The organism is Mesorhizobium sp. WSM4816 (genome assembly GCF_055811535.1).
In genome coordinates, this window is record NZ_JBVVQR010000034.1 from 37,571 (window position 1) to 61,397 (window position 23,827).

General features: G+C 62.6%; 27 protein-coding genes. 16 read left to right on the forward strand and 11 right to left on the reverse strand.

Annotation, left to right across the window (positions count from 1 at the left end):
- Positions 1-123: 123 nt before the first annotated feature.
- Positions 124-588 carry an RDD family protein gene (locus AC0L3H_RS26460; RefSeq protein WP_023798430.1) on the reverse strand — a complete coding sequence of 155 codons (465 nt, stop codon included), beginning with the start codon at positions 586-588 and terminating at the stop codon, positions 124-126.
- A gap of 222 nt (positions 589-810) precedes the next feature.
- On the opposite strand from AC0L3H_RS26460, the gene sthA reads away from it, so the two are divergent.
- Positions 811-2,199 (forward strand): Si-specific NAD(P)(+) transhydrogenase, encoded by a 1,389-nt coding sequence (sthA, locus tag AC0L3H_RS26465; protein WP_473493602.1) that lies wholly within the window; start codon positions 811-813, stop codon positions 2,197-2,199.
- A 13-nt stretch (positions 2,200-2,212) separates the two neighbouring features.
- Here sthA and AC0L3H_RS26470 read toward each other — a convergent pair whose 3' ends face one another.
- Positions 2,213-2,884: an alpha/beta hydrolase gene (locus tag AC0L3H_RS26470; protein WP_473493540.1), complete on the reverse strand. Its 672-nt coding sequence runs from the start codon at positions 2,882-2,884 to the stop codon at positions 2,213-2,215.
- Between the two features lie 203 nt (positions 2,885-3,087).
- Here AC0L3H_RS26470 and AC0L3H_RS26475 point away from each other — a divergent pair, with 203 nt between their 5' ends.
- Complete coding sequence (locus AC0L3H_RS26475; protein WP_473587423.1) at positions 3,088-4,302, forward strand: OpgC family protein; 1,215 nt, start codon at positions 3,088-3,090, stop codon at positions 4,300-4,302.
- 319 nt (positions 4,303-4,621) lie between these two features.
- Here the strand turns inward: AC0L3H_RS26475 and AC0L3H_RS26480 are convergent, their stop codons facing one another.
- Positions 4,622-5,704 carry a LacI family DNA-binding transcriptional regulator gene (locus AC0L3H_RS26480; protein WP_473587424.1) on the reverse strand — a complete coding sequence of 361 codons (1,083 nt, stop codon included), beginning with the start codon at positions 5,702-5,704 and terminating at the stop codon, positions 4,622-4,624.
- Between the two features lie 137 nt (positions 5,705-5,841).
- Between AC0L3H_RS26480 and AC0L3H_RS26485 the strand changes: the two genes are divergently transcribed.
- Both AC0L3H_RS26485 and AC0L3H_RS26490 read left to right on the forward strand, forming a co-directional pair.
- Complete coding sequence (locus tag AC0L3H_RS26485) at positions 5,842-5,985, forward strand: hypothetical protein (protein WP_473493543.1); 144 nt, start codon at positions 5,842-5,844, stop codon at positions 5,983-5,985.
- A 68-nt stretch (positions 5,986-6,053) separates the two neighbouring features.
- On the forward strand, positions 6,054-6,218 hold the full coding sequence (locus AC0L3H_RS26490) for a hypothetical protein (RefSeq protein ID WP_473493544.1): 165 nt from the start codon (positions 6,054-6,056) through the stop codon (positions 6,216-6,218).
- A gap of 32 nt (positions 6,219-6,250) precedes the next feature.
- Here the strand turns inward: AC0L3H_RS26490 and AC0L3H_RS26495 are convergent, their stop codons facing one another.
- Both AC0L3H_RS26495 and AC0L3H_RS26500 read right to left on the reverse strand, forming a co-directional pair.
- Positions 6,251-6,625 carry a DUF423 domain-containing protein gene (locus tag AC0L3H_RS26495; RefSeq protein ID WP_473493545.1) on the reverse strand — a complete coding sequence of 125 codons (375 nt, stop codon included), beginning with the start codon at positions 6,623-6,625 and terminating at the stop codon, positions 6,251-6,253.
- A 34-nt stretch (positions 6,626-6,659) separates the two neighbouring features.
- A complete protein-coding gene (locus AC0L3H_RS26500) occupies positions 6,660-7,913 on the reverse strand; it encodes a multidrug efflux MFS transporter (protein WP_473493546.1) in 1,254 nt (417 codons plus the stop codon).
- Between the two features lie 148 nt (positions 7,914-8,061).
- On the opposite strand from AC0L3H_RS26500, the gene AC0L3H_RS26505 reads away from it, so the two are divergent.
- Positions 8,062-8,319, forward strand: coding sequence for a DUF982 domain-containing protein (locus AC0L3H_RS26505; protein WP_023798420.1), 258 nt, complete (start codon positions 8,062-8,064; stop codon positions 8,317-8,319).
- 258 nt (positions 8,320-8,577) lie between these two features.
- Here the strand turns inward: AC0L3H_RS26505 and AC0L3H_RS26510 are convergent, their stop codons facing one another.
- A complete protein-coding gene (locus tag AC0L3H_RS26510) occupies positions 8,578-8,736 on the reverse strand; it encodes a hypothetical protein (RefSeq protein WP_023798419.1) in 159 nt (52 codons plus the stop codon).
- A gap of 202 nt (positions 8,737-8,938) precedes the next feature.
- Between AC0L3H_RS26510 and AC0L3H_RS26515 the strand changes: the two genes are divergently transcribed.
- The gene (locus AC0L3H_RS26515; protein WP_473493547.1) at positions 8,939-9,910 is read left to right on the forward strand and encodes a glycosyl transferase family 90; all 972 of its coding nucleotides are present in this window, start codon (positions 8,939-8,941) and stop codon (positions 9,908-9,910) included.
- 34 nt (positions 9,911-9,944) lie between these two features.
- On the opposite strand, the gene AC0L3H_RS26520 is transcribed toward AC0L3H_RS26515, so the two are convergent.
- The gene (locus tag AC0L3H_RS26520) at positions 9,945-10,988 is read right to left on the reverse strand and encodes an aldo/keto reductase (RefSeq protein ID WP_473587425.1); all 1,044 of its coding nucleotides are present in this window, start codon (positions 10,986-10,988) and stop codon (positions 9,945-9,947) included.
- Positions 10,989-11,244: 256 nt separating this feature from the next.
- On the opposite strand from AC0L3H_RS26520, the gene ppk2 reads away from it, so the two are divergent.
- Complete coding sequence (ppk2, locus tag AC0L3H_RS26525; RefSeq protein ID WP_473587426.1) at positions 11,245-12,165, forward strand: polyphosphate kinase 2; 921 nt, start codon at positions 11,245-11,247, stop codon at positions 12,163-12,165.
- Positions 12,166-12,381: 216 nt separating this feature from the next.
- On the opposite strand, the gene AC0L3H_RS26530 is transcribed toward ppk2, so the two are convergent.
- From AC0L3H_RS26530 to hemB, 4 genes are all read right to left on the reverse strand, one after another.
- Positions 12,382-13,026: a dihydrofolate reductase family protein gene (locus AC0L3H_RS26530; RefSeq protein ID WP_473493551.1), complete on the reverse strand. Its 645-nt coding sequence runs from the start codon at positions 13,024-13,026 to the stop codon at positions 12,382-12,384.
- Between the two features lie 135 nt (positions 13,027-13,161).
- Positions 13,162-13,512 (reverse strand): HepT-like ribonuclease domain-containing protein, encoded by a 351-nt coding sequence (locus AC0L3H_RS26535; RefSeq protein WP_091591583.1) that lies wholly within the window; start codon positions 13,510-13,512, stop codon positions 13,162-13,164.
- The gene (locus tag AC0L3H_RS26540; protein ID WP_091591582.1) at positions 13,512-13,808 is read right to left on the reverse strand and encodes a nucleotidyltransferase family protein; all 297 of its coding nucleotides are present in this window, start codon (positions 13,806-13,808) and stop codon (positions 13,512-13,514) included. Before AC0L3H_RS26540 ends, AC0L3H_RS26535 begins: the two co-directional genes overlap by 1 nt.
- A 42-nt stretch (positions 13,809-13,850) precedes the next feature.
- The gene (hemB, locus tag AC0L3H_RS26545; RefSeq protein ID WP_473587427.1) at positions 13,851-14,882 is read right to left on the reverse strand and encodes a porphobilinogen synthase; all 1,032 of its coding nucleotides are present in this window, start codon (positions 14,880-14,882) and stop codon (positions 13,851-13,853) included.
- 205 nt (positions 14,883-15,087) lie between these two features.
- Between hemB and AC0L3H_RS26550 the strand changes: the two genes are divergently transcribed.
- The 9 genes from AC0L3H_RS26550 (at position 15,088) to AC0L3H_RS26590 (ending at position 23,619) form a co-directional block, all read left to right on the forward strand.
- The gene (locus AC0L3H_RS26550; RefSeq protein WP_473587428.1) at positions 15,088-16,131 is read left to right on the forward strand and encodes an enoyl-CoA hydratase/isomerase family protein; all 1,044 of its coding nucleotides are present in this window, start codon (positions 15,088-15,090) and stop codon (positions 16,129-16,131) included.
- The gene (locus AC0L3H_RS26555) at positions 16,128-16,550 is read left to right on the forward strand and encodes a DUF6163 family protein (RefSeq protein ID WP_128175993.1); all 423 of its coding nucleotides are present in this window, start codon (positions 16,128-16,130) and stop codon (positions 16,548-16,550) included. The genes AC0L3H_RS26550 and AC0L3H_RS26555 overlap by 4 nt, the downstream gene beginning before the upstream one ends.
- A 255-nt stretch (positions 16,551-16,805) precedes the next feature.
- Positions 16,806-17,321 carry a transcriptional regulator LdtR gene (gene ldtR / locus AC0L3H_RS26560; RefSeq protein WP_027154640.1) on the forward strand — a complete coding sequence of 172 codons (516 nt, stop codon included), beginning with the start codon at positions 16,806-16,808 and terminating at the stop codon, positions 17,319-17,321.
- A gap of 358 nt (positions 17,322-17,679) precedes the next feature.
- Positions 17,680-18,933, forward strand: a complete 1,254-nt coding sequence (locus tag AC0L3H_RS26565) for a L,D-transpeptidase family protein (RefSeq protein ID WP_287237385.1) — start codon at positions 17,680-17,682, stop codon at positions 18,931-18,933.
- 233 nt (positions 18,934-19,166) lie between these two features.
- Entirely contained in the window at positions 19,167-20,480 is a 1,314-nt protein-coding gene (gene glyA / locus AC0L3H_RS26570) for a serine hydroxymethyltransferase (RefSeq protein ID WP_473587429.1), read from the forward strand.
- An 81-nt stretch (positions 20,481-20,561) separates the two neighbouring features.
- Positions 20,562-21,149 (forward strand): invasion associated locus B family protein, encoded by a 588-nt coding sequence (locus tag AC0L3H_RS26575; protein WP_473587430.1) that lies wholly within the window; start codon positions 20,562-20,564, stop codon positions 21,147-21,149.
- A gap of 134 nt (positions 21,150-21,283) precedes the next feature.
- Positions 21,284-21,760 (forward strand): transcriptional regulator NrdR, encoded by a 477-nt coding sequence (nrdR, locus tag AC0L3H_RS26580; RefSeq protein ID WP_023798407.1) that lies wholly within the window; start codon positions 21,284-21,286, stop codon positions 21,758-21,760.
- A 2-nt stretch (positions 21,761-21,762) separates the two neighbouring features.
- Positions 21,763-22,884 (forward strand): bifunctional diaminohydroxyphosphoribosylaminopyrimidine deaminase/5-amino-6-(5-phosphoribosylamino)uracil reductase RibD, encoded by a 1,122-nt coding sequence (gene ribD, locus AC0L3H_RS26585; RefSeq protein ID WP_473587431.1) that lies wholly within the window; start codon positions 21,763-21,765, stop codon positions 22,882-22,884.
- Between the two features lie 117 nt (positions 22,885-23,001).
- Complete coding sequence (locus tag AC0L3H_RS26590) at positions 23,002-23,619, forward strand: riboflavin synthase (protein WP_128246710.1); 618 nt, start codon at positions 23,002-23,004, stop codon at positions 23,617-23,619.
- The last annotated feature ends 208 nt before the right edge of the window (positions 23,620-23,827 follow it).

Consider the following 23,827-nt stretch of genomic DNA (forward strand, 5'->3'; position numbering starts at 1 on the left):
ACTCCTGCGAATCATCATACCTTTGGCGCGCACGGCGAAAAATTCAACAGGATTGTGAAAGCGTGGCTACCGGACGCCTTCACTTTGCACATAAATGCTCGCTGGGACTGGTGAAAAGCTGTTTCAGCGGTCACTGCGGCTGACCACCGTGCCGAGCAGCAGGTCGTGCAGCGTGCGCTTGCGGTCGGCAAACAGCGACACCAGAAGGACCAGCGGCGTCAGGATGACGTTGCCGGCCCAGAACAGAACCGAATGCACCACCGCCGTCAGCCCGTCGATGCGGGTGCCGTCCAGACGGTCGAGCCGGATCCCCATCATCTTCATGCCTGTCGTGGCCTGGTCGGCGCTGCCGAGCGTGTTCCAGATGTAGAGGATGGCGACGGCCGGCACGAGGATGGAAAACAGCATCCAGCCAAGGCCAAGCGTCAAAATTCCGAGGAAGAACACCAGGATCGCGAACGGAATGGTGAGCAGCGCGACGATGCAATAATCGATGATGAAGGCGAGGACACGCCGCGTGCGCACGCCATCATAGGCCCTGACATCATCGAGCCTGCTGATTTCGCCGTCGAGAACGCGCGCGTTCATGTCATTTCCTCGCAATCAGGCCCGGCATAGGGTGCGGACCGCCTGGTGTTGAAATGGTGAAGTCCGGCGGCGGAATCAAGATCGAGCCTTTTTTCGGCCCTGCTACCTGAGGCAACGCCGAATGTAGCCTGGGTCGGTTGAATTCACAGCACGGATGACGTTAGTTTGCTGCAGCGCAACAAATACGGCAAAATGCGCCAAGGGGCGAGGGACAGGGCCAATATGGACTACGACATGCTGGTCATCGGCAGCGGGCCCTCAGGGCGCCGCGCCGCGGTGCAGTCGGCCAAGCTCGGCAAATCCGTGCTGGTGGCCGACAGGGGCCGGCGCCTTGGCGGCGTGTCCGTGCATACCGGCACCATCCCGTCGAAGACCCTGCGGGAAACCGTGCTCAACCTCTCGGGCTGGCGCGAGCGCGGCTTCTACGGGCGCGGCTACCGGGTCAAGCAGGATATATCGGTCGGCGACCTGATCGAACGCCTGCACAAGACGCTCGATCACGAGGTCGAGGTGCTGCAACACCAGTTCATGCGCAACACGGTCAAGAGCGCGCGCGCCACAGTCAAGTTTCTCGGTCCCAACAGAGCCAGCCTGACGACGGATACCGGCGACTACAGCGAGGTCGGTTTTGCGCATGCGCTGATCGCGGTCGGCACCCGCCCGCACCGGCCGCGCGACGTGCCCTTCGACAAGATCCGTGTCTTCGACAGCGACGAAATGCTGGAACTCGAGCGCCTGCCGCGGACGCTGACGGTGATCGGCGCCGGCGTCATCGGCGTCGAATACGCGACGATCTTTTCGGCGCTCGACGTGCCGGTGACGCTGGTCGAGCCGCGCGACAGCATCCTCGATTTCGTCGACCGTGAGATCGTCGACGATTTCATCCATCAGATGCGCGACCGCGGCATGACGATCCGGCTCGGCAGTGCGATCAAGGAGATCGCCTCGAAACCCGACTATGCCGAGGTGACGCTTGCCGACGGCCGCAGCATACGCTCGGAGATGGTGCTTTATGCGGCGGGGCGCACCGGCAATGTCGGCGCGCTCGGCCTCGATGTGGTCGGCATCGAGGCCGACTCCCGGGGCCGCATCAAGGTCGACCCGCAGAGCTTCCGGACCAGTGCGCCGAACATCTATGCCGCCGGTGACGTCATCGGCTTTCCGAGCCTCGCCTCGACCTCGATGGAGCAGGGCAGGGTGGCCGCCTGCCATGCCTTCGGCGTGCCGTTGCCACCGCCGCCGGAAACCTTTCCCTACGGCATCTACGCCGTGCCGGAAATCTCGACCGTCGGCAAGTCCGAGGAGCAGGTGCGCGAGGGCGGCGGCGCCTATGAGGTCGGCGTGGCGCGCTTCCGCGAAACCTCGCGCGGCCATATTATGGGCGTCAACACCGGCTTCCTGAAGCTTCTGTTCTCGATCGAAACACGCCGGTTGCTCGGCGCGCATATCGTCGGCGAGGGCGCAACCGAACTGATCCATATCGGCCAGGCGGTGATCAATCTCGGTGGCACCGTCGATTTCTTCGTCAACAACACCTTCAACTATCCGACGCTGGCCGAAGCCTACAAGATCGCCGGGCTGGATGCCTGGAACCGGATGGGGCGGGCATAGGGCGACGGACTCATCAATTCGCCTGCGCGATGGCGGCTGCCGGGCCCGCCAGCCACTGCCTGACGATTTCAGCATCCCGGTCGCCGATTTCATGGCCGGAGCCGATGGTGTGGGCCTCGACCGCGGCGCCATGCGATTCGAACAATGCGACCAACGCCGGCGCGAAGGGCGCGTAGGTCAGGTCATCTGCGCCGGCGATGATCAGCACGCGCGCTTTGGACAGATCGGCCGGGGGCACGTCGTCGAGCACCGCCATCGGGCGCAGCAACGCTGCCCGTTCGATGCGGCCGGAATGCAAAAGCATCACGCTCGAAACCAGATTGGCGCCGTTTGAATAGCCGAGGAAACTCGTCCGAGCGAGATCGAGACCATGGCGCTTCGCGGCCGCGGTGATGAAGCCGGCGAAAGCGTCGGCCTCGGTGCGGATACTGTCCTGTTCGAAGCGCGTCGGCGTGATCCGCGCGAACCAGCGGAAACCGTCCTCCTGGGCGATACGGCCACGCACCGTCACCAGCACGGCGCGCGGTGCGGTTTGCCGCGCCAGCGCCACCAGCGTCGTCTCGTCGACGCCGGATCCGTGCAGCAGGAAAAGGCATTCGCCGCTTGCATCCACGGGCCGGTAAAGTCGGTAGAAAAACGGCAGCTCGCGCCGCAAAAAGCCGTCTTCCGGAGGTTTTTCGGCCATATTGCATCCTTTTGATTTCGTGTGGTTTTTATTCATTTGCCGGCTTCAAAACGGAATATTTTCGAGCTCCTTCAAAGTTGATTGAACCGGGCGCATTTCAGTCCGTTTGTTTGCCGATACGCTCCTGCGGGAGGAATCGAAGCGGTGCGTCCGGCGGTCGCATCGATCGCGGCATGAACAACCAGCTTTGAGGCCTTTTATCGATGACCATGCCAATTTCACCGGATCGCGGGCCGCGTATCCCGGATCGCGGGCCGCGTATCCCGGAGCGCGATACGCGCATCGATGTGTTCCGCGCTCTCGCTCTGCTGATCATATTCGTCGATCATGTCCCGGGCACGGTTTTCGAAACCCTGACCTACAAGAATTTCGGTTTTTCGGATGCCGCCGAGGCCTTCGTGCTGATCTCCGGCATGTCCGTCGCGCTCGCCTACGGCGCAAAATTCCAGTCCGGAGACCGGCTCCTGGCGACACTGAAATTGTGGCGCCGCGCCGGAGTGCTCTATGTCGCCCACATCGTCACGACGATGGCGGTGCTGGCCATCTTCTGCGCGGCGGCGATGTTCGCGAAGCGGCCGGACATGCTGACCCTGATCAACATCGAGCCATTGATCAGGGACCCGCAACATGTGCTGGTCGGCATCGTCATGCTTGGCCATCAGCTTGGCTACAACAATATCCTGCCGGTCTATGCGGTGCTGCTGCTGATGGCGCCAACCTTCCTGCTGTTCATCAGCTACCGGCCTTTCACGGCGCTCGCCCTGTCCGGAACTCTGTGGCTGGTTGCCGGGATTTACCAAATCGCCCCGCCAAATTATCCGGAGCCCGGCTTCTGGTTCCTCAATCCGCTGTCGTGGCAGTTCCTCTTCAACATCGGCCTGGCGAGCATGCTGCACATCAGGCGCGGCGGCGTCATTCCGGTCAATCGCTGGCTGGTCGGCGCGTCGGCGGCCTATGTCGCGACGGCGTTGGTCTGGGTGCACAGCCCGCTATGGGGGCACGTGTCGGGGCTGAACCTGCCCGTAGTGCTGACCGGCTTCGACAAGACCTTCTTGTCGCTGCCGAGGCTGCTGCACATCCTGGCGGTGAGCTATCTGATCGTGGCGTTTCCTTCTGTCTCCAACCTCTTCCGCACCAGCCGCGATCATCCGCTCGCCATATTGGGCAAGCGATCGCTGCCGATTTTCATCGCCGGCACGCTGATCGCCATGGCGGCGCAGGTGATGAAGCTGATCAACCCGGGCGGATTTGCCTATGACAGCCTGCTGATCGCCGCCGGCATCGCCATGCAGTTCGCGCTCGCCTATTATCTCGAATGGCTGTCTTCTATTGGCGGCAACAGCAAGCCGGTCCGCAGCCAGGCGCCGCCGATCCATGCGTCCTTCGGCGTGGGCGGCATGGCAACTAGCAACCCCTAGAGATTTTTGCAGCCGAGTGGAATCACTTGGCGTCTCAGAAATGCGGCTAAAACAAATAGATAGAGCGGGATCCCAAGTTCAATTCGAATGCATCCCGCCCTAGTCCGGATAGTAATCGGGACAAAAAGGGCGGGGAGGCAGCGGTGCCGGATCGGTCGCGCTACGGTCGCGCTGGCTGTGGGTGACGAGCCCAAAGGTCCGGGCCCTGACCGAGGCTTGTACACGCGGGGGGTCACCTCGCGCTCCCTGCGGGCGGGGCAAGAACACTGGCCAGGCGCAGGAAACCGCGCCACGTATTAAATTAATTTGACGACCGGGCTCAGGCTGCCTTGGGCGGCGGTCCCGAAGATGCCCTGACGACAAGCTCGACGCCAAGCGTCTCGCGCCGCACCGTGCCGTCGAAATCGAGGATCGTTCGCGCTGCCCGGCGGCCGATCTCGGCGATTGGCTGCGCGACCGTGGTCAGCGGAGGATCGCAAAGTGCGGCGTCAGGCACGCCGTCGAAGCCGACTACGGAGACGTCGCCGGGAACCGCAATGCCACGCGCGGCCAACCATTCGATCGCGACCATGGCGATCCGGTCCGACATCGCCAGGATGGCGGTCGGCTGCGCTGCCGAGGCGAAGATCGTTTCGAGGCCGGCCCTTGTGCTGGCTTCGTCGTTTTCGGTCTCGTATACCGGTATCCCGGCGGTATCGACACCATATCGGGAAAACGCCTCGAAATAGCCGACGAGGCGATCGCGCGTGCCGGTGTAAAGGGCCGTCCGGACCTTCTCCGGCGAGACAAGGCCGGTGCTGCCGTCGGCGAAGGGCAGCGCCAGCACGGCAAAGCGCCGATGGCCAAGCTCGGCGAGATGCTGCGCCGCCAGGCGGGCGCCGGCGACATTGTCGACGCCGATTGCCGAAACGGTGTCGTCGTCGAAGCCGAGCTCAAGCGCGACAAAGGGGAGTTTGCGTTCGCGCGTCAGTTCGACAAGCCGTGAGCCGCCCTCGATGCAGAACAGGATGAAGCCGTCGACCAGCGCGCTCTGGATGTTCCAGGCAAGTTTTTCCTGGTTGCCGGCCGATACCAGCGCTATTCCCGCGCCGGTGGCGTCACAGGCGTCGGAAATGCCGGCCATCATCGCGCGGGCAAAGGGATCATCGAAGAAATAGGACAGCGGCTCGGTCGTGGCGACGCCGATCGCGTTGACCTTGCCGGCGCGCAGCAGCCGGCCCTTGGGGTCGGGACCGGCATAGCCCATCGCCTCGGCCGCCGCCTTGACCCGTTCGCGGACTTCCTCGCGCACGATCTCGGGACGGCTGAAGACGTTGGAGGCGGTGCCGTGCGACACCCTGGCGGCCTTGGCGATGTCGGCCAGCCGGATGGGTCTGGTATTGCTTTCGCTGGATGATGCCATTTTTCTGCCTCCAGCCTGCTATCTAGCACCTTTGTTGGATCGATTCAAATTTTGCTTGACATCGGCGCGGTCCAAGCCTAGTTTTGAATCGATCCAATTGAGTGTCGTCATTGGATCGATTCAGCAAGGAGCGAGCCATGCACCCCGTCAATTATCTGTTCGAAGACGTCTATCGCAACGACTGGAGCATAAATTCGAAGCCGGCGACCCGGACAGGCCGCGGCAGCGCCGGCCCGTGGATCCGCGATCTTCGCTTTCTTGTGGAGCGCAGGCGGAACTGATCGGCAGCACTTTTTCATGCCAGTCGATTGGATCGATTCAAATCTCAAATCGAAAAGGAAACCAAGCCATGCACCCGATCAATCATCTGTTCGAAGAGATCTATCGCAACTATTGGGGCATCTCGCCGGCCATCGACAGGCCGGAGCGGCGGCGACTGGCCAAGCCGGCGGCACGCAATCGCGACCTGCCGGTCCGGCCAAAGCGCCGGCAAAAGTGGCCATCGTCTGACTGACCGTCGTTTGGCGGAAGCCGAATCCGGCCGCCTCAGGAGCGCGGGCGCTTCAGCGCCGAGGCCGCAACCGCCAGCCAGCCGGCGATGAGCAAGGTGCCGCCGATCGGCGCCGACATCGAAAAAAGCCGCGAGCCGAGGAAGTCGCGGGCAAGCAGATCGCCGCAGAACAAGACGAGCCCGACGAGAAGAATAAGGCTTGCGGTTCGCATGATCCGGTTTGCGCCGACGAGGCCGACGGCAAGGAAGACCGGTGCATGCATGAGCAGGAAGGACGCGACCGTGCCGACGAAAGCGCCGCCCAGATGTGCCGCCGCGGCAGAAAGCGCCACACCGGCCGCGCCGCACAGGCCGCCGGCGAAAACGAGGATGCGGCCGATGCCGCTTGCTGGGTGGTCGGTTGTGCTCATTTCTTGGACTCCGTGAAGTGGCCCGCAAACGGTGTCAGGATTTGCCCGCCTGCACCAGCATGTCGCGTGCGCGGCGCGACTGGACCAGCCAATTATACGCCGCTCCACCCGCCATCAGCGCGGATGTGCCGAGAAACACCGCGCGCATGCCGAAATGACCGCCGACGAAGCCGCCGAGCAGCGGCCCGGCAACCTGTCCGACATACTGCGCCGAGATCGACAGACCGAGCACATTGCCGCCGACGCCGTCCGGAACATTATGGCGGATGACGCTGGTGATGCATGGCAGGAGGCCGCCAAGCGCCAGTCCCATCAGGAAACGCAGGCCGACGAGCTGCCAGCCCTGGGTGACGAAAGCCTGCGGGATCAGCAGCAGCGCCGAAACGGCCAGCGCCGCAACGATGACGTTCCAGTGGCCAACGCGGTCGGCGAGCTTGCCGAGACGCGAGGCCGACAGGATGGCCCCAAGTGCCGCCGCCGACATGACCACGCCGGACATCAGCGTGACCCGGCTTTGGTCCTCGATGATCTGCTGCACATAGACCGCGATGATCGGCTCGATCGACATGGTGGCGAAGCTCAGCAGCATGCCGGTCACCAGCATCGCGACGACCGGGCGCTTGTCCGGGATTTGCGACCATCCGCCTTTCAGATTCTCAGTCGATGCCGATTTGTCGGCTGCCGGGCGAGGGTCCTCCTTGATGAGAAAAGTAGTTGCCAGGAACGCCAGGAAAATGACGCCGCCGGCGAGCAGGAAGGTGGCGCGGATGCCGATCAAGGGCGGCAGCGCGCCGCCGAGCAAGGGACCGACGAGAGCGCCGCCGGTGATGCCGGCCGACAGCACGCCGAGCGCCCAGCCCGACCGTTCCTTCGGCGTATGCATGGCGACGAGAATGGTCGAGCCCGAGGAATAGCCACCGGCGAAACCAATCAGCAGGCGTAGCAGCACCAATTGCCAGACGGTTTCCACCATGCCGGTCAGCGACATGCAGACGGCCATGCCGAAACTGGCGCGCACCAGCATCAGCTTGCGGCCGTAGCGGTCGCCAAGCCGTCCCCACAGCGGCGCGACCAGCGCGGCGGCGAAGAAGGTCGCGCCATAGGCGATGCCGGACCACTGCACAACAGCCGCGTGGCCCTCGGCGCCCAGCTGCTCGACGTAAAGCGGCAGGAAGGGCAACAGCAGAGTCATGGCGACAAGCGTGCTGAACGAGCCGGCAAAGCACACGGCGAGATTGCGGCGCCAATGGATATTGTGGGCGCCTTGGGTGGCAGGGTCTTGCGGCATGTCTGTCCTGTCCGGCAGCCTCTCGACGGCATCATTGCACAAGAACTGGCGCGGCCTGCCTGCCAGGGGATTAGCAGCTTCGCGGCGTGATTGCGGTGGCAACCACTTTCGCGCTCGCTTCGCGAGCGGCGATGGCGTAAGAGCGGCGATGGAAAACAACCGATTTGAAACACCCGTGACCGTCAAGGGCGCGGCGGGAACCACTCAGCTCTTGCGCACAGCCCGCGAGGCTTCCGACTACCTCCTCAACAACTGGCCCGGCAAGCGCAGTCCAAAGCATCGCGAAGCGCTGCAGGCCTGCCATGATGCGCTGGCCGGCGACAAACCGGCAATGATCGCAAGGCGTGCCTTCATCGCCGCCGCCCGCGAAGTGAACGTTTTCGTCAGCGACAAGGCGCCGGTCTGAAGACGCAGCGAAATCTGATCTGATCCGCCTCGCGGGCCGGGTGCGCTTTTACTAAGGGGCAATCGCTTCAGCTTGCGCTGCCCCTCTTGCCCTGCCCGTCCTCCGCAGCAGCTGCGGAGGGTGGACCGGGCATTTCTCACCGGACGGGAGAAAGCGGCCTGCACCAAGGGTTTCGCCAATCTCCGGCGTTGCAGAAAGCGCGCCAAAGTTGCGGCCAGTTCCCTTCTCGCCGTCACTATGAAGCGATTGCCCTGCAGTTTACTCTGCGGTTTCCGTTTCGGTCTCGGACGTGGTCTCGTCTTCCGGCTTCGAACGTTCCTTGGCTGCAACCTTGGCCGCTTGCTTTTCCGCCTTCTTGGCAGCCTTCTGCCGGTCGCGTTCCTTGCGTTCCTGGCCGTAATTCGGTGCTCGCGCCATATCTCTTCCTTTCACAATCCCAAAGGTTCTTAGCCCTGCCTAGGAGCATTGGGCTACAAACACAACACCGCAAAGAGCGATCGGCTCCATGGACAGCCAGGCAGGCCGGCTGAACACGGTTCCGTGGCTTGCAAGATAGCCGGCACAATGGTGTAGGAGGGACCGGGGGCAAATCACAAGCCGATTTTTCACCAAGTGACCGATGGCCACCCTTCAAAGAAACGCACAGAAGCTATTCTACTATGCGCGCAATGCCGTGCGCGATATCGCACCGCAGGCGCTGTTCCGCCGCAGGCTCGCCGGGTTGCTCGATCAGGCCAGGCTTTCGGACGGATCGGTCCGGGCGCGTCTCAACTGCTACAACAGATTGCAGGACGCTTTCGCGCCGAGCGGCGGGGCCGTGCCGGTCAGCCGGCTACCGAGAGGCCGGAGCATGTATTACTACGATCTGAAGGAATTTACCCGCTACTTCGATCCCGATTTGCGCATCGATCTCGAATTCGGCGACGTCGTCGACGTGCCTGCGATACCGTCGATCGTCAAGGATCGGCCGATCGCCGGCGACAACAGCAACGGGGTGCTGTTCAAGCTCAACAAGTTCCGCCACTTTCACATGCCCGCCGACGATGTAGCCTTCGCGGACAAGCTTCCGGTTGCGGTGTGGCGCGGCGAGCTCAACAACCCGATAAGGACCTTGCTTCTGGAGGTTGCGCGCGATCTGCCCTTTTGCGATGTCGGAACGCCCAAACCGACGGCAGCGCCGGAATATCGCAAGTCTTATCTGAGCATCGACCAGCAGCGGCGCTGTCGCTACATCATTTCGCTCGAAGGCAACGACGTGGCGACCAACTTGAAATGGGTCATGAGTTCGAATTCGCTGTGCCTGATGCCACCGCCGACATATGAGACATGGTTCGCCGAAAGCGAACTCGTGGCTGGTGTTCACTATGTGCCGCTCGAACCCGATTTCACGGATCTTGCCGAGCGGGTGCAATATCTCGAACGGCATCCGACTGAGGCCGAACGCATCGTTGCCGCCGCCAACGCCTATTGCCGCAAGTTCGCCGACGAGCGGGCCGAGCAGGCGATCTGCTTGCTCGTGCTCTACAAATATTTCGTGCTCAGCGGCCAGATCGAGCCTGATCCCGAGGTCTGGCGTTTTATTTCAGGCTAAGCCCGCGGCGACTTCGAGCTGATCCGGATCGTTGTCAGATGTCCTCCCGGTCAAGAACCAGATCGGCCGGACCAAACCGGTCTTTTGCCGTGAATTGCTGGTGCCAATAGGGGTAGAGAACGGGCGGGCGGCTCACAGCGTCGAGGCGTGCGCGCTCATCGCTGTTCAGCACCAGGCCGGCTGCGGCGATATTGTCCTTGAACTGCACTTCGGTCCGTCCGCCGATCACCAGCGAACTGACCGCGGGCCGGCCGAGCAGCCAGGCAAGCGCCACCTGCGCCGCCGAAACGCCATGGTTCTCGCCAATATGGGAAAGCACGTCTACGATCCGCCACAGCCGGTCCTCGTCGCGGATCGGCGGTTCGGTCCAGCCGCTGATCTGGCGGGCGGTGGCCTGGTCGCGGTGGTATTTGCCGGACAGCAGTCCACCGGCGAGCGGGCTCCATACCAGCACGCCAAGCCCCTGGTCGACCGAGATCGGCAGCAGTTCATATTCGGCTTCGCGCGCTTCCAGCGTGTAGTGGATTTGCTGGGTGACGAAGCGCGGCTGGTGCTGGCGGTCGCTGATCCCCAGCGCCTTCATCACTTGCCAGCCGGAATAGTTGGAGCAGCCGACATAGCGGATCTTGCCCTGGCTGACGAGCGTGTCGAGCGCGGCGATGGTCTCTTCGAGCGGCGTCGTGCCGTCCCATTCGTGCAGGAAATAGATGTCGATGACGTGGGTCCTGAGGCGCTTCAGGCTCTTCTCGCACTCGCGGATCAGATGATAGCGCGACAGGCCCTCATCGTTGGGACCGTCGCCGATCCGCATGCGCGCCTTGGAGGCGATCAGCACATCGCCCTTGCGTTTGCCGCCGAGCGCTTCGCCGATGATCTCTTCCGAAAGCCCGTTCGAATAGACATTGGCGGTGTCGATGAGATTGATGCCGGCATCGATGCAGAGGTCGATCATCCGGCGTGCCTCGTCGAGATCGGTCTTGCCGACCGCCGAAAATGCGCCAGCGCCGCCAAAAGTCATGGTGCCCATGGTCAGCGTCGAAACCTTCAGCCCGGAACGGCCGAGTGTGCGGTATTCCATGTCAGATCCTCGCGATTGCGTTGAAAAGGGTGCTTTGAAGGTTGCTCGGGGAAACCTGGCATTTGTAGGACAATTCGAGCCGCTTGTCGTGCGTGCCAGGCAGGCTGATCGATCACATCTCGCGGAGTTGGGCGACCGGCGTGCGGGCCGGCTGCAATAAAACCGTCATTGCCGGCCTATATGCAAGTCGGCTCAAGGTGTCCGATCTCGGCCGGCAGGCCGAGGCCGACGCGGGCGTGCACGCGGAGCAGCATAAATGACCGAAGCAAAACAGAATTCTCCCGCCAGGGACTGGCTGGAAGCGGAACTCGCCGACACGCTCGACGAGGACTACGAGCTGGAGATGTCGGAACCGTCGCTGTCGCTGGAAATCGCCAGGATCTACAAGAACGCGCATCCGCCCTCGATGGATCGCCCGCAATATTTTCGCGACCTGATCACGCTGCAATCCGAATTGATCAAGCTGCAGTCCTGGGTGGCTTACACCAGGAAGAAGCTGGTGGTGGTTTTCGAGGGCCGCGATTCGGCCGGCAAGGGGGGCGTCATCAAGCGCATCACCCAGCGGCTCAATCCGCGCATCTGCCGCGTCGTCGCACTTCCTGCGCCGACCGAGCGCGAGAAATCGCAATGGTATTTTCAGCGCTACGTGCCGCATCTGCCGGCAGGCGGCGAGATCGTGCTGTTCGACCGCTCCTGGTATAACCGCTCCGGCGTCGAACGTGTGATGGGCTTCGCCGAGCCGGACCAGGTCGAGGAGTTTTTTCGCGACGTGCCGGAGTTCGAGCGCATGCTGGTCCGCTCCGGCATCACCCTGGTCAAATACTGGTTCTCCATCACCGACGAGGAGCAGCAGATGCGCTTTCAGATGCGCATCCATGATCCGATGAAGCAGTGGAAGCTGTCGCCGATGGACCTGCAGTCGCGCGTGCGCTGGGAACAGTATACCAAGGCCAAGGAAGAGACCTTCGCCCGCACCAACATTCCCGAAGCCCCCTGGTTCATCGTCGAGGGCAACGACAAGAAGCGGGCGCGGCTGAACTGCATCGATCATCTCCTCAAGCAAATGCCTTATGAGGAAGTGCCGCACGAAGAGATCACGCTGCCCGATCGCGTCTTCAATCCAGAATACGAGCGCCAGGTGCTACCGCGCGAGCTGTATGTTCCGGAGAAGTATTGAGGAGCGCGCCTCTTCCTTCTCCCCTTGTGGGAGAAGGTGGATCGGCGCGCAGCGCCGAGACGGAAGAGGGGTGTTGGAAGAAATGAGGCGCTGGTGATCCTGGCGCTGTGCGCCCGATTTGAACGTAGGTGTGCGCCAAGCTGGAACACCCTCATCCGACCGAGCTTCGCTCGGCCCCCTTCTCCCACAAGGGGAGAAGGGGGAACTTAACCAGGCTCACGCCCGCTCGATGGTGACATGCATGGCATTCGGCGTGCCCACCTGCTCGCTGCAGCGGTAGCCGAGTTTGACCATGTCGATGCCGGCAAAAAGGTTCTCGCCTGAGCCGAGCAGCATCGGCGATATCGCCAGATGCATGTCGTCGATGAGCTTTTCCCTCAGATATTGCCGGATCGTGGCGACGCCGCCGCCGAGCCGGACATCCTTGCCGTCAGCCGCGGCTTTTGCCTTTTCCAGCGCCGAGTGAATGCCGTTGGTCACGAAATGGAAAGTCGTGCCGCCCTCCATGACGATAGGTTCCTGCGGATGGTGGGTGAGTACGAAAACCGGCACATGGTAGGGCGGATTGTCTCCCCACCAGCCCTTCCAGGTGTCATCGGGCCAAGCGCCGCGGATCGGTCCGAACATGTTGCGGCCCATGATCCACGCGCCGGTGTTTTCGAAGCTGCGCGTTACGAACGCGTCGTCGGTATCCGTGGTCCCGCCATCTTCGCCGGACATGTTGCGGAAGCTTCGGGTGCCGAACATCCATGTGTGCAGGGCTTCCCCGCCGACGCCCAGCGGCTCTTTCAGGTCCTGGTCGGGACCGGCGCCGAAGCCGTCGATAGATACGGTGAAAGCGTTGACGCGAAGCTTTGACATGAGGACCTCCCTCTAATCCAGTTGTGAAATGCAAGCAGTTGTTTCTATCTAGACCGATTGCGTTTTGCAAGCAGTATTTCGCTGCCGAGCAGAAAGCGGCTCGTTTGGCTCGCAAAGAAGGGGTAGTTGCAGCAGCTACTTGCGCCGCGACGCCTCGAGTATGCGCTCAACAGCTAGGCGGAGCGGCGACAGACTGTCTGTCACTACGGTCCAGACGATGGCGTCGGAAGTCTTGTGGTATTCGTGACGCAAAACGTTGCCAATTCCACGAATCTGTTTCCAGGGAATTTCTGGAGCAAGAGCGAGCAAGTCGTCCGGGATGTGTCGGGTGGCTTCGGAGATAATCTCGATGCCGCGCTCCACGCCATGACGAAGCAGCCAGTCGTCACGAAAGTCGTCCAGAGTCTTGCCGGCGGTGGCAGTGCTGATGCCATCCAAAGCCGCCATGATCTCGGCCAGGATAGGCTCGATCCGGCGGACGGCCATCAGAATACGCGCACGGCCGATCGTTCGATCTCGGCCTTCAACATGGGATGAAGGCTGTCACGCGTGGTGATGTCGATTTCCGTTGACATCTTCTCTTCCAGAAATTGCTTGATCCCGACCAGGTCGATCAGAGAAAAGCGCCGCGCCGGGTCATAGTCGATGAACAGATCAAGATCGCTGTCCGGCTGGGCATCGTCCCGCGCTGCCGACCCGAACAGATACAGCGAAGTCGCGCCCATGCCTTTGATGGCATCTGCGTTTCTCTGCAACCGTTCGATGACCTCGTTCCTGCTCATGGGTCCATTCTAGCGGATTGCAGCAGAATCCCAAAACGATGCTTACCCCTTCAGCATCGCCGCCACTTCAGGCGCGAAATAGGTGAGAATGCCGTCGCAGCCGGCGCGCTTGAAGGCGAGCAGCGATTCCAGCATCGCCTTGTCGCCGTCCATCCAGCCATTGGCGGCGGCCGCCTTGATCATCGAATATTCGCCCGACACCTGATAGGCGAAGGTCGGCATCCGGAATTCGTCCTTCAGCCTGCGGATGATGTCGAGATAGGGCAGGCCGGGCTTGACCATCAGCATGTCGGCGCCCTCGGCGAGGTCCTGCTCGGCCTCGCGCACGGCCTCGTCGGAATTGGCATGGTCGAGATAGTAGGTCTTCTTATCGCCCTTGAGCAGGCCGGCGGTGCCGACCGCCTCGCGATAGGGTCCGTAGAAGGCGGAGGCGAATTTCGTCGCGTAGGACATGATCGCCACATCCTGAAAACCATTGGCGTCGAGCGCATCGCGGATCGCGCCGATGCGGCCGTCCATCATGTCGGAAGGGGCAATGATATCGGCGCCGGCAGAAGCCTGGATGACGGCAGCCGCCGTCACCTGCTCCACGGTCTGGTCGTTGACGATGATGCCGTCACGCAAGATGCCGTCGTGGCCGTGCGAGGTGAAGGGATCGAGCGCCGCATCGGTGATGATGCCGATCTCGGGCACTGCGCGCTTGATGGCGCGCGTGGCGCGGTTGATGACGTTTTCCGGATCGAGGATGTGCGAGCCGGTCTGGTCGCGCAGGCCGAGCTCGACATTGGGGAAGGTGGCGATCGCCGGAATGCCGAGCTTTGCCGCGCGCTCGGCCTCCTTGACGGCAAGGTCGAGCGACAGGCGGAAGACACCAGGCATGGCGGCGATCGGTTCGCGGATATTGTTCCCATCGACGACGAAGATCGGCCAGATCAGATCGTCGACGGAGAGCCGGTTCTCCTGCACGAGGCGGCGCGACCAGTCGGCCTTGCGCATGCGGCGCAAACGGCGACTGCCGGTGATCTCGTCGACGCTGCGCGCGCCGGCAGGCTTTGCTGGGGTGAATTTGTTCATCGCCAAAACTCCGGATTGGCGGCTTTTAACACGAGCCTCCGCCGCTGACCAATGCGGCACGATAGTGCCAGGCACAAGCTGGATACCGGTATACGAGTTCCCGACCGTTGTTGCCCGACAGGATTGCGCCTTGGCATTGACGCAGCCATGCGCCACGCTTTAGCACTTCAGTCCCGGCGGCATTGGGCGAGGGATTCTTCAGGCGATGGATTTTGGCGGCGGCAACGAGATCCGCTTCGAACGACTGGGCAGCGCCGGCGTCGTCACGCTGACGCGGCCGCAGGCGCTCAATGCCGTCACCCATCGCATGGTCAAGGCGCTCGACAAGGCGCTGCGCGCCTGGGAGCGCGACGACGGCGTCGATGTTGTCGTCGTCAAGGCCGAGGGCAGGGCGTTTTCGGCCGGCGGCGACATCCTCCACATCTACGAGGCCGGCCGGGCGGGAAAGCCGCCGGTCGATTTCTTCGCCGACGAATACCGGCTGAACGCCCGCATCGCGCGGTTCGAAAAACCCTATGTCGCGCTGATCGATGGCATCGTCATGGGCGGCGGTGTCGGCATCTCCTTCCATGGCTCGTATCGGCTGCTGACCGAGAACGCCCAGTTCGCCATGCCGGAAGTCGGCATCGGCTTCTTCCCGGATGTCGGCGCCAGTCATCTGCTGCCGGGCCTCGGCGGCAGCTTCGGCATGTATCTGGCCCTGACCGGAAACCGCATCCGCTATGGCGACGCTTTGTGGTCGGGCCTGGCGACGCACGCGATCAAGGCGCAGGACCAGGCCGGCTTTCTCGACCGGCTGGTTGCGACAGGCGACACGGAAGCGGCGCTGCGCGGCTTTTCCGTCCCGGCCCGGCGCGAAACGGACAGTCCGACACTGGAAGCCATCGCTCGCCATTTCGCGCAGCCGTCGCTGAGCGACATCATCGGCAGCCTGGAGCGCGCCGCACCCGCAGACGCGTTCGCGGCAAGGACGCTGGCGACGATCCGCACCCGCTCGCCGACCAGCCTGCATGTTGCCTGGCGCGAGATCAGCGCCGGGCTGACGCTGTCGATGGACGAGTGCATGCGGATGGAGTTCCGCATCCTCAACCGCATGCTTGCCGGCCACGATTTCTACGAAGGCATCCGCGCCGCCATCATCGACAAGGGCTCGTCGCCGCAATGGCGGCCGGCAGGCATCGACGACGTCGGTGCTGCCGACGTCGATGCCTATTTCGCTCCGATCGGCGAACGGGAACTCAAGCTGTGAGCGAGGTCACGTCGAGACGCGTCGTGCTCCAGCCCTCGACGGTCGAGGTCATCTTCGCCTGGTTTCAGCGCGTCATCTCAGCCTACTGTCTGTTGTTCGGGATTTTGTACTGGATCCGGCTGATCGGCTTCTATCCCGGCTCGTTGTGGCGCTTCGACTTGATGCCGGTGCATTGGCAGGTGGCGGCGGTGACGCTCGCCGTGTTCTTTCCCTTCGCCGCAGCCGGTCTGTGGATGCTGGCCTCCTGGGGGCCGGTGATCTGGTTCATCTGCGCGGCGACCGAGACCGTCATGCATGCCGGCTTTCCCGAGCTCTTCGGCCACCGGCCGCTGATCCTCGCCTCGCATGCGGCGGTGGCGCTGCTCTACATCGTCTTTCGCGTGGTGATCTGGATGCAGAAGCGCCGGAGCCGGCAATAGAGCATCGGATCGATGCTCAACAAGAATAACCCACGCGTCCGGTTGGACGGGCAAATTACCGCCCGGATTCATTGGCTAAATCTTTAGGTTAATCGTCCTTGTTGGGGTGACTCTTCGTTAAGCCTCTTTCGAAACCTATTACCGGTAAGCTCTTGTTAGCCCTAGCGTTTAAGTCGAATTTTATGAGTATTCGATAGTGTCGCGATCAAGGTGAAAAACAAAAAATCACCAGGCGACAAACGAGAGGCAAAGACAATGATCAATTCTCGTCCGGCGGCGAAGACCGCCAACGTATCCGATGACCGCCGCGAGGCGATCCGTTCACTGTACATGGAATCGCTGCAGCTGGTGGAACGGCTGCACCGCCGCCTGCTTGACGTGATCAAGGATGAATTCGACCGCAACGGCCGTTCCGATATCAACGCCATCCAGGCGCTGCTGCTCTTCAATATCGGCAATTCGGAACTGACCGCCGGCGAGCTGCGCTCGCGCGGCTATTATCTCGGCTCGAACGTCTCCTACAATCTGAAGAAGCTGGTCGATCTCGGCTTCATCAACCACCAGCGCTCGCGCATCGACCGCCGTTCGGTGCGGGTCTCGCTGACGCCGAAGGGCAGTGAGGTGGCGGAAGTCGTCGCCGGCCTCTACGAGCGCCATGTCGGCTCGATCGAGCAGGTCGGCGGCATCAACACGGAAGAATTCAAGCAAATGAACCGCGCCCTGCAGCGCCTCGACCGTTTCTGGAACGACACCATCGCCTATCGCATGTAAACCATGTCATCGCATGCAACCGCGCCACTGGCGCGGTCGGGGAGCGATCCAAAAGACCGGTGCCGAAAAGCATCGGTCTTTGCGTTTCGTGAGGCCAGCCGATCCAAATCGCGGTCAGGGTCACGTTGCCGCCATATTCCCGGTGGAAGCGAGAATGCGGGTGATGTAGCGGCGCGAGCCAATTCGTCTCCCCGCCAACCGCCTCAGTGAAGGCGCGTCGCGCCCGGCGCGTTCTCGCACAGAAGCGATTGGGGCATGGTTGGCTAATTGTTAAGGGCGCCAACCTTAGAGTGGGCCGGCCTGGCATGCGGGCGGATCGCCCGGTGAAAAAACTGTTACAGGACTATCTGGAGCGTACATGAGAACAAGTCGCCGTTTCTTCCTTTCCGGAGCCTCCGCGTTGGCCGCGACAATGGTTGCCGGTGGCGCCAGCGCGCAGGACGTGATCGCGGACATCCTGAAATCCTCGGGCCGCGGCAACTGGAACGACCAGTTCGACGCCCGCGCCAGCGAGGGCGGCAAGGTGGCCTCGACGCTGCCGATCGTCAGCCTGCAGACCGTTGCGTACACCGAGCAGGCTATCGCGCAGTATCAGAACATTGTCGCGCAGGGCGGCTGGGAGCAGGTCCCGGACACCAAGAAATTGCAACTCGGCGTCATCGATCCCGACGTGGTGCCATTGCGCAGGCGCTTGATGGTTTCGGGCGACCTGGCGCAGAGCGCCGGCCTTTCAGAGGCCTTCGATTCCTATGTAGATGCGGCGGTCAAGCGCTTCCAGGCGCGTCATGGCCTGCCTTCCGACGGCACCCTGGGCCAATATAGCTATGCGGCGATGAATGTCTCGGCGCAGGTCCGGCTTGGCCAGCTGCAGACCAATCTGCAGCGGCTGAACGAACGCGCCGGCACGCTGGGCAACCGCTATGTATTGGTCGATATCCCTGGCGCCCAGATCGAAGCGGTCGAGAACGACCGCGTCGTGCTGCGCCACACCGCAGTTGTCGGCAAGATCGATCGCCAGACGCCGATCGTCGATTCCAAGATCAACGAGATCATCGTCAATCCTTACTGGAACGCGCCGGTCTCGATCGTGCGCAAGGACATCATTCCGCTGATGCGGAAGGACCCCAACTATCTCAAGGACAGCAAGATCCGGCTGTTCGCACCGGATGGCAGCGAGGTCGATCCACTGACTGTCGACTGGTCGACCGACGACGCGGAGAAATACCGCTTTCGCCAGGATCCGGGCGCCGGCAATGCGATGGCCTCGGTCAAGATCAATTTCCCGAGTCCGGACGGCGTCTACATGCACGACACGCCGCAGCAGAGCCTGTTCGGCAAGATGATGCGCTTCGATTCCTCGGGCTGCGTGCGCGTCCAGAACGTGCGCGACCTCGTCACCTGGATCCTGCGCGACACGCCGGGCTGGAGCCGCCAGCATTTCGAGGCGTCGATCAAGAGCGGCGAGAACATCCCGGTGCAGGTCACCAATCCGGTGCCGGTCTTTTTCCTCTACATCTCGGCCTGGTCGACGGGGACTGGCGTCGTGCAGTTCCGCGACGACATCTACGGGCTCGACGGAGCCAACGAGCTGCAGATCACCTCTGCGCTCTAAGCCATTGATGTTATTGAATTGATGAAAGGCCGCCATCGAGGCGGCCTTTTTGATGTGCGCCAGGCATCGCGCGTGGTGCGCAAGCTTGCTGAACGGCCGGCAGGCGAGGAAATAGGTGGCTCTTCGCCTCGCTGCCGCAATCCGACCAGCAAATTTCGCGCCGCAAACGTGGCGGGGCGAAAGCAACTGTGTTAATGGCGCGGCAGACCCCCCGGACGACAAGGATCTCAAGCATGGCAACAGCAGCGGCAGTGTCGAACAAATTCGAATCCTTCTTCGAAACCACCCTTGCCGATGCCGATCCGGAGATTTTCGGCGCGATCCGCAACGAACTCGGCCGCCAGCGTCACGAGATCGAGCTGATCGCTTCGGAAAACATCGTCTCCCGCGCCGTTCTGGAAGCGCAGGGGTCGGTCATGACCAACAAATACGCCGAGGGCTATCCGGGCAAGCGCTACTATGGCGGCTGCCAGTTCGTCGACGTGGCCGAGGACCTGGCCATCGAGCGCGCCAAAAAACTGTTCGGCTGCAACTTCGCCAATGTCCAACCGAATTCCGGCAGCCAGATGAACCAGGCGGTCTTTTTGGCGCTGCTGCAGCCCGGCGACACCTTCATGGGGCTCGACCTGAATTCTGGTGGCCACCTGACGCACGGTTCGCCGGTCAACATGAGCGGCAAATGGTTCAAGGTCGTTTCCTACGGCGTTCGCAGGGACGATCACCTGCTCGACATGGACGCGATCGAGAAGACCGCCCACGAGACCAGGCCGAAGCTGATCCTGGCCGGCGGCACTGCCTATTCGCGCGTCTGGGACTGGAAGCGTTTTCGCGAGATCGCCGATTCGATCGGCGCCTATCTGATGGTCGACATGGCACACATCGCCGGCCTGGTCGCCGGTGGCGTACATCCGTCGCCGCTGCCATACGCCCATGTGGTCACCACCACCACGCACAAGTCGCTGCGTGGCCCGCGCGGCGGCATGATCCTGTGCAATGACGAGGACATCGCCAAGAAGATGAACTCGGCGGTGTTTCCAGGCCTGCAGGGCGGTCCGCTGATGCATGTCATCGCCGCCAAGGCTGTGGCCCTGGGCGAAGCGCTGAAGCCAAGCTTCAAGATCTATGCCGAGGGCGTTGCCGCCAATGCCAAGGCGCTGGCCTCCAGCCTGCAGGAAACCGGGCTCGACATCGTCTCCGGCGGCACCGACAACCATCTTATGCTGGTTGACCTCAGGCCGAAGAACGCCACCGGCAAGCGTGCCGAGGCAGCGCTTGGCCGCGCCAACATCACCTGCAACAAGAACGGCATCCCTTTCGATCCCGAAAAGCCGTTCGTCACCTCGGGCGTGCGCCTCGGCACGCCGGCCGGCACCACGCGCGGTTTCGGCCAGGCCGAGTTCCGCGAGATCGGCAAGCTGATCGCCGAGGTGCTGGACGGGCTCAAGGCCGCGAATTCCGATGAGGGCAATGCAGCCGTCGAAGCAGCGGTGAAGGCGAAGGTGGCCGCGTTGACGGATCGTTTTCCGCTCTATCCCTATCTCGGTTGAGCTCACGCAAAGTGTCGTCCTTTATCGGCGGACGAGAAGCACTTTTTCAGCGGGGACGGAGTCCGGACAGGAGCGTTGACGATGATGCAGATTTTCAGTGTCGCTGGCTTGGGCGCGCTTGGCGTGCTGGTCACATTGACCAGCTTGCCGTCCGCCGCCCAGGCACAGTCTGCGCCCACCCCAGCCGCACCGAAGACCGAAACCTTCGGCAACTGGTCCACCACTGTGGACGAGATCGATACCGGTGAGGATCTGCGCAAGACCTGCGTCGCCTCGACCGCCTTTCTCGACGCGAGCGGTACCAGCGGCACGCTCACGCTTGCCATCTCGAACGGTGATGCACTGCCGCCCAATGGCTATCCGACCCTCGTCATCGCCATGAAGAACAAGGACTTGCCGACTGGCCAGAACATTCCGGCGGTGTTCGGCGATGGCGACGGCAAGGTCAAGGCGACCGTCGATGCCATGGCCGGTGCCAGCGGAAAATGGATGTTGAACAACAAGCCCGAGATCAGCCTGGCGCTGCTGCGTGCCATGCGCCGCGCCAGCGCGCTCGACGTCATATTCGCCGACACGCCGGTCGCGACCGTATCGATGGACGGCTTCACCAAGGCCTATCGCAGCCTCGGCGTGTCATGCGGGTTCCCGACTGCTGACGTCGCGCCGTAATCGGCCGGTATTGCCGTTGATGCTGGCAATTTTCCCCGCGCCTCGCTATCTCTGAGGCGCGAACCGATACTTTGCCATCGCGGCAATAACCTCTAAGCCTTCGCTCCACGAGATTCGCGAACACAAGGCTGCCCATGCGCTGTCCCTACTGCCAGTCCGAAGATACGCAGGTGAAGGATTCGCGCCCCGCCGAAGACGGCGCGGCGATCCGCAGGCGGCGCGTCTGCCCCGATTGCGGCGGCCGCTTCACCACTTTCGAACGGGTGCAGTTGCGCGACCTCGTTGTGGTGAAGAAGTCCGGACGCAAGGTGCCGTTCGACCGCGACAAGCTGCTGCGCTCGGTCGAGATCGCCGTGCGCAAGCGCAATGTCGATCCCGAGCGCATCGACCGCGCGGTGACCGGCATCGTGCGCCAGCTCGAAAGCTCCGGCGAGACCGAGGTCGCCTCGGGCGAGGTCGGCCGCCTGGTGATGGAGGCACTGAAGTCGCTCGACGACGTCGCCTATGTGCGCTTCGCCTCGGTCTATCGCAATTTCCGCGAGGCCAAGGATTTTCACGACGTGCTGGGTGAACTGAAAGGTGACGAGCTCAAGGAAGAGGACGCCGGCTGAGCATGGCAAGGCGCAGCCAAGCCGAGCAAGAGGTTCTTGATCGCCGCTTCATGGCGGCGGCACTGAGGCTGTCGCGGAAAAACGCCGGACGGACCTCGACCAACCCTTCCGTCGGTACGCTGATCGTGCGCGACGACGGCACCGGGCCGATGATCGTCGGCACCGGCGTCACCGCTGTCGGCGGCCGGCCACATGCCGAGACCGAGGCGCTGGCGGAGGCCGGCGAGCTCGCACGCGGCGCCACCGCCTATGTCACATTGGAGCCCTGCGCCCACCATGGCCGCACCCCGCCTTGCGCCAGTGCACTGGTCAATGCCGGCGTCGCGCGGGTGGTTGGAGCTGCGAGCGACCCCGATCCACGCGTGTCCGGCAACGGCTATGCGATCCTGCGTGTCGCCGGTGTCGAGGTGGTCGAAAAGGTGCTCGTGGCAGAAGCCGCCGAGCAGATGGCCGGCTATCTCATTCGATCTCTGAAAAAACGTCCGGAAGTGATCCTGAAACTTGCGATTTCCAGCGATGGCAAGATCGGCATGGAAGGCGCGGGGCAGGTCTCGATAACCGGCGACATCGCCCGGCGCGAAGTCTATCTGATGCGCGCCGAAGCCGACGGCGTGTTGATCGGCATCGGCACGGCGCTGGAGGACGATCCCGCGCTGACGGTGCGGTTGCCGGGGCTGGAGAACCGCTCGCCGGCGCGCATCGTGCTCGACCGCCAGATCAGGCTGCGGGAGACGTCGAAACTGGTCGCCGGCCTCGACCGGGTTCCGCTCTATGTCGCCGCCTGTGCCGAAGCCGATCCGCACCGGCGCGCCGCGCTCGAACGCGCCGGCGTGCGCTTCATCGGCACCGAGACGTATGAAGGCGATATTGCGCTGCCGGAACTGCTTGAGGATCTTGCCGCACTCGGCATGGCGAGCGTGCTGGTCGAGGGCGGCGCCAAGGTGGCCAAGGCCTTCCTCGCCGAAGGGCTGGTCGACCGCATCGTGCTGTTCCAGGGGCAGGAGCCGATCGGCAGGAGCGGCATTGTATCGCCCATCGACGCCGACCATATCCCGGCAGGATTTCGCAAATTGCGCGACATGCGTTTCGGCGAAGACAGCTACGCCGAGTGGATAAGACCATGATCCTGAAAAGTGGAGCCGGTTTTTGGACAAAAACATGGTCAAACTGAAAGACATGATCCCGAAAAGTGGGAACCGGTTTTCGGAAAACATCATGGCCAACCAAGAAGCCAGAGTCTGATGTTTACCGGGATTGTCACCGATGTCGGCACCGTCGCTGCCGTCAAGCCGCTGAGAGAGGGCGTCGGCTTGCGCATCGACACCGCCTATGACCCGCAGACGATCGCCATTGGGGCTTCGATTTCCTGCGGCGGCGTCTGCCTGACGGTGACTGCGCTGCCGGAAAGCGGCGCCAACGCGCGCTGGTTCGAGGTCGAGGCCTGGGAGGAGGCACTCAGGCTGACGACGGCGATGGGCTGGAAATCCGGCACCAGGATCAATCTGGAGCGGCCGCTGAAGATCGGCGACGAACTCGGTGGCCACATCGTTTCAGGCCATGTCGACGGCATGGCCGAGATCGTTGCGCGCAAGGAGGAGGGGGATGCCGTGCGCTTTACGCTGGAAGCGCCGCGCGACCTGGCCAGATTCATCGCACCCAAGGGTTCCGTCGCGCTCGACGGCACCTCGCTCACCGTCAATAAGGTCGACGGCACGCGCTTCGACGTGCTCTTGATCCATCACTCGCTGACCGTGACCACCTGGGGCGAACGCCAGGTCGGCGACCGCGTCAATCTGGAGATCGACACCATGGCCCGCTACGCGGCGCGTTTGGCGGAGGCCGCGAAAGAGGGGCTTTGATGGCCCTGCCGGAGAGCGGCGTGGATTCATACGGTTGTCCGAACAGGACGAGCACCTCGGATCCGATTAGCACCTTGTTCCGTTCCGTTGGCGCTGCCCCTCACCCGCCAGCCGGCGATCTCTCCCCGTAAACGGCATATGCGCTAAGATAGGAGTTGCAGCGGGGAATCGGTTGTGATTCTACGCTGCGATGACTCACGAATCGCTT

Coding starts and splice junctions, on each gene's coding strand:
- hemB (WP_473587427.1), bottom strand. CDS start 14,882: ATGAACAAATTCACCCCAGCAAAGCCTGCCGGCGCGCGCAGCGTCGAC.
- AC0L3H_RS26515 (WP_473493547.1), top strand. CDS start 8,939: ATGGCCACCCTTCAAAGAAACGCACAGAAGCTATTCTACTATGCGCGC.
- AC0L3H_RS26535 (WP_091591583.1), bottom strand. CDS start 13,512: ATGGCCGTCCGCCGGATCGAGCCTATCCTGGCCGAGATCATGGCGGCT.
- glyA (WP_473587429.1), top strand. CDS start 19,167: ATGGCAACAGCAGCGGCAGTGTCGAACAAATTCGAATCCTTCTTCGAA.
- AC0L3H_RS26575 (WP_473587430.1), top strand. CDS start 20,562: ATGATGCAGATTTTCAGTGTCGCTGGCTTGGGCGCGCTTGGCGTGCTG.
- AC0L3H_RS26485 (WP_473493543.1), top strand. CDS start 5,842: ATGCACCCCGTCAATTATCTGTTCGAAGACGTCTATCGCAACGACTGG.
- sthA (WP_473493602.1), top strand. CDS start 811: ATGGACTACGACATGCTGGTCATCGGCAGCGGGCCCTCAGGGCGCCGC.
- AC0L3H_RS26490 (WP_473493544.1), top strand. CDS start 6,054: ATGCACCCGATCAATCATCTGTTCGAAGAGATCTATCGCAACTATTGG.
- AC0L3H_RS26550 (WP_473587428.1), top strand. CDS start 15,088: ATGGATTTTGGCGGCGGCAACGAGATCCGCTTCGAACGACTGGGCAGC.
- ldtR (WP_027154640.1), top strand. CDS start 16,806: ATGATCAATTCTCGTCCGGCGGCGAAGACCGCCAACGTATCCGATGAC.
- ribD (WP_473587431.1), top strand. CDS start 21,763: ATGGCAAGGCGCAGCCAAGCCGAGCAAGAGGTTCTTGATCGCCGCTTC.
- nrdR (WP_023798407.1), top strand. CDS start 21,284: ATGCGCTGTCCCTACTGCCAGTCCGAAGATACGCAGGTGAAGGATTCG.
- AC0L3H_RS26520 (WP_473587425.1), bottom strand. CDS start 10,988: ATGGAATACCGCACACTCGGCCGTTCCGGGCTGAAGGTTTCGACGCTG.
- AC0L3H_RS26530 (WP_473493551.1), bottom strand. CDS start 13,026: ATGTCAAAGCTTCGCGTCAACGCTTTCACCGTATCTATCGACGGCTTC.
- AC0L3H_RS26505 (WP_023798420.1), top strand. CDS start 8,062: ATGGAAAACAACCGATTTGAAACACCCGTGACCGTCAAGGGCGCGGCG.
- AC0L3H_RS26475 (WP_473587423.1), top strand. CDS start 3,088: ATGACCATGCCAATTTCACCGGATCGCGGGCCGCGTATCCCGGATCGC.
- AC0L3H_RS26500 (WP_473493546.1), bottom strand. CDS start 7,913: ATGCCGCAAGACCCTGCCACCCAAGGCGCCCACAATATCCATTGGCGC.
- AC0L3H_RS26495 (WP_473493545.1), bottom strand. CDS start 6,625: ATGAGCACAACCGACCACCCAGCAAGCGGCATCGGCCGCATCCTCGTT.
- AC0L3H_RS26460 (WP_023798430.1), bottom strand. CDS start 588: ATGAACGCGCGCGTTCTCGACGGCGAAATCAGCAGGCTCGATGATGTC.
- AC0L3H_RS26480 (WP_473587424.1), bottom strand. CDS start 5,704: ATGGCATCATCCAGCGAAAGCAATACCAGACCCATCCGGCTGGCCGAC.
- AC0L3H_RS26540 (WP_091591582.1), bottom strand. CDS start 13,808: ATGAGCAGGAACGAGGTCATCGAACGGTTGCAGAGAAACGCAGATGCC.
- AC0L3H_RS26470 (WP_473493540.1), bottom strand. CDS start 2,884: ATGGCCGAAAAACCTCCGGAAGACGGCTTTTTGCGGCGCGAGCTGCCG.
- AC0L3H_RS26510 (WP_023798419.1), bottom strand. CDS start 8,736: ATGGCGCGAGCACCGAATTACGGCCAGGAACGCAAGGAACGCGACCGG.
- ppk2 (WP_473587426.1), top strand. CDS start 11,245: ATGACCGAAGCAAAACAGAATTCTCCCGCCAGGGACTGGCTGGAAGCG.
- AC0L3H_RS26565 (WP_287237385.1), top strand. CDS start 17,680: ATGAGAACAAGTCGCCGTTTCTTCCTTTCCGGAGCCTCCGCGTTGGCC.
- AC0L3H_RS26590 (WP_128246710.1), top strand. CDS start 23,002: ATGTTTACCGGGATTGTCACCGATGTCGGCACCGTCGCTGCCGTCAAG.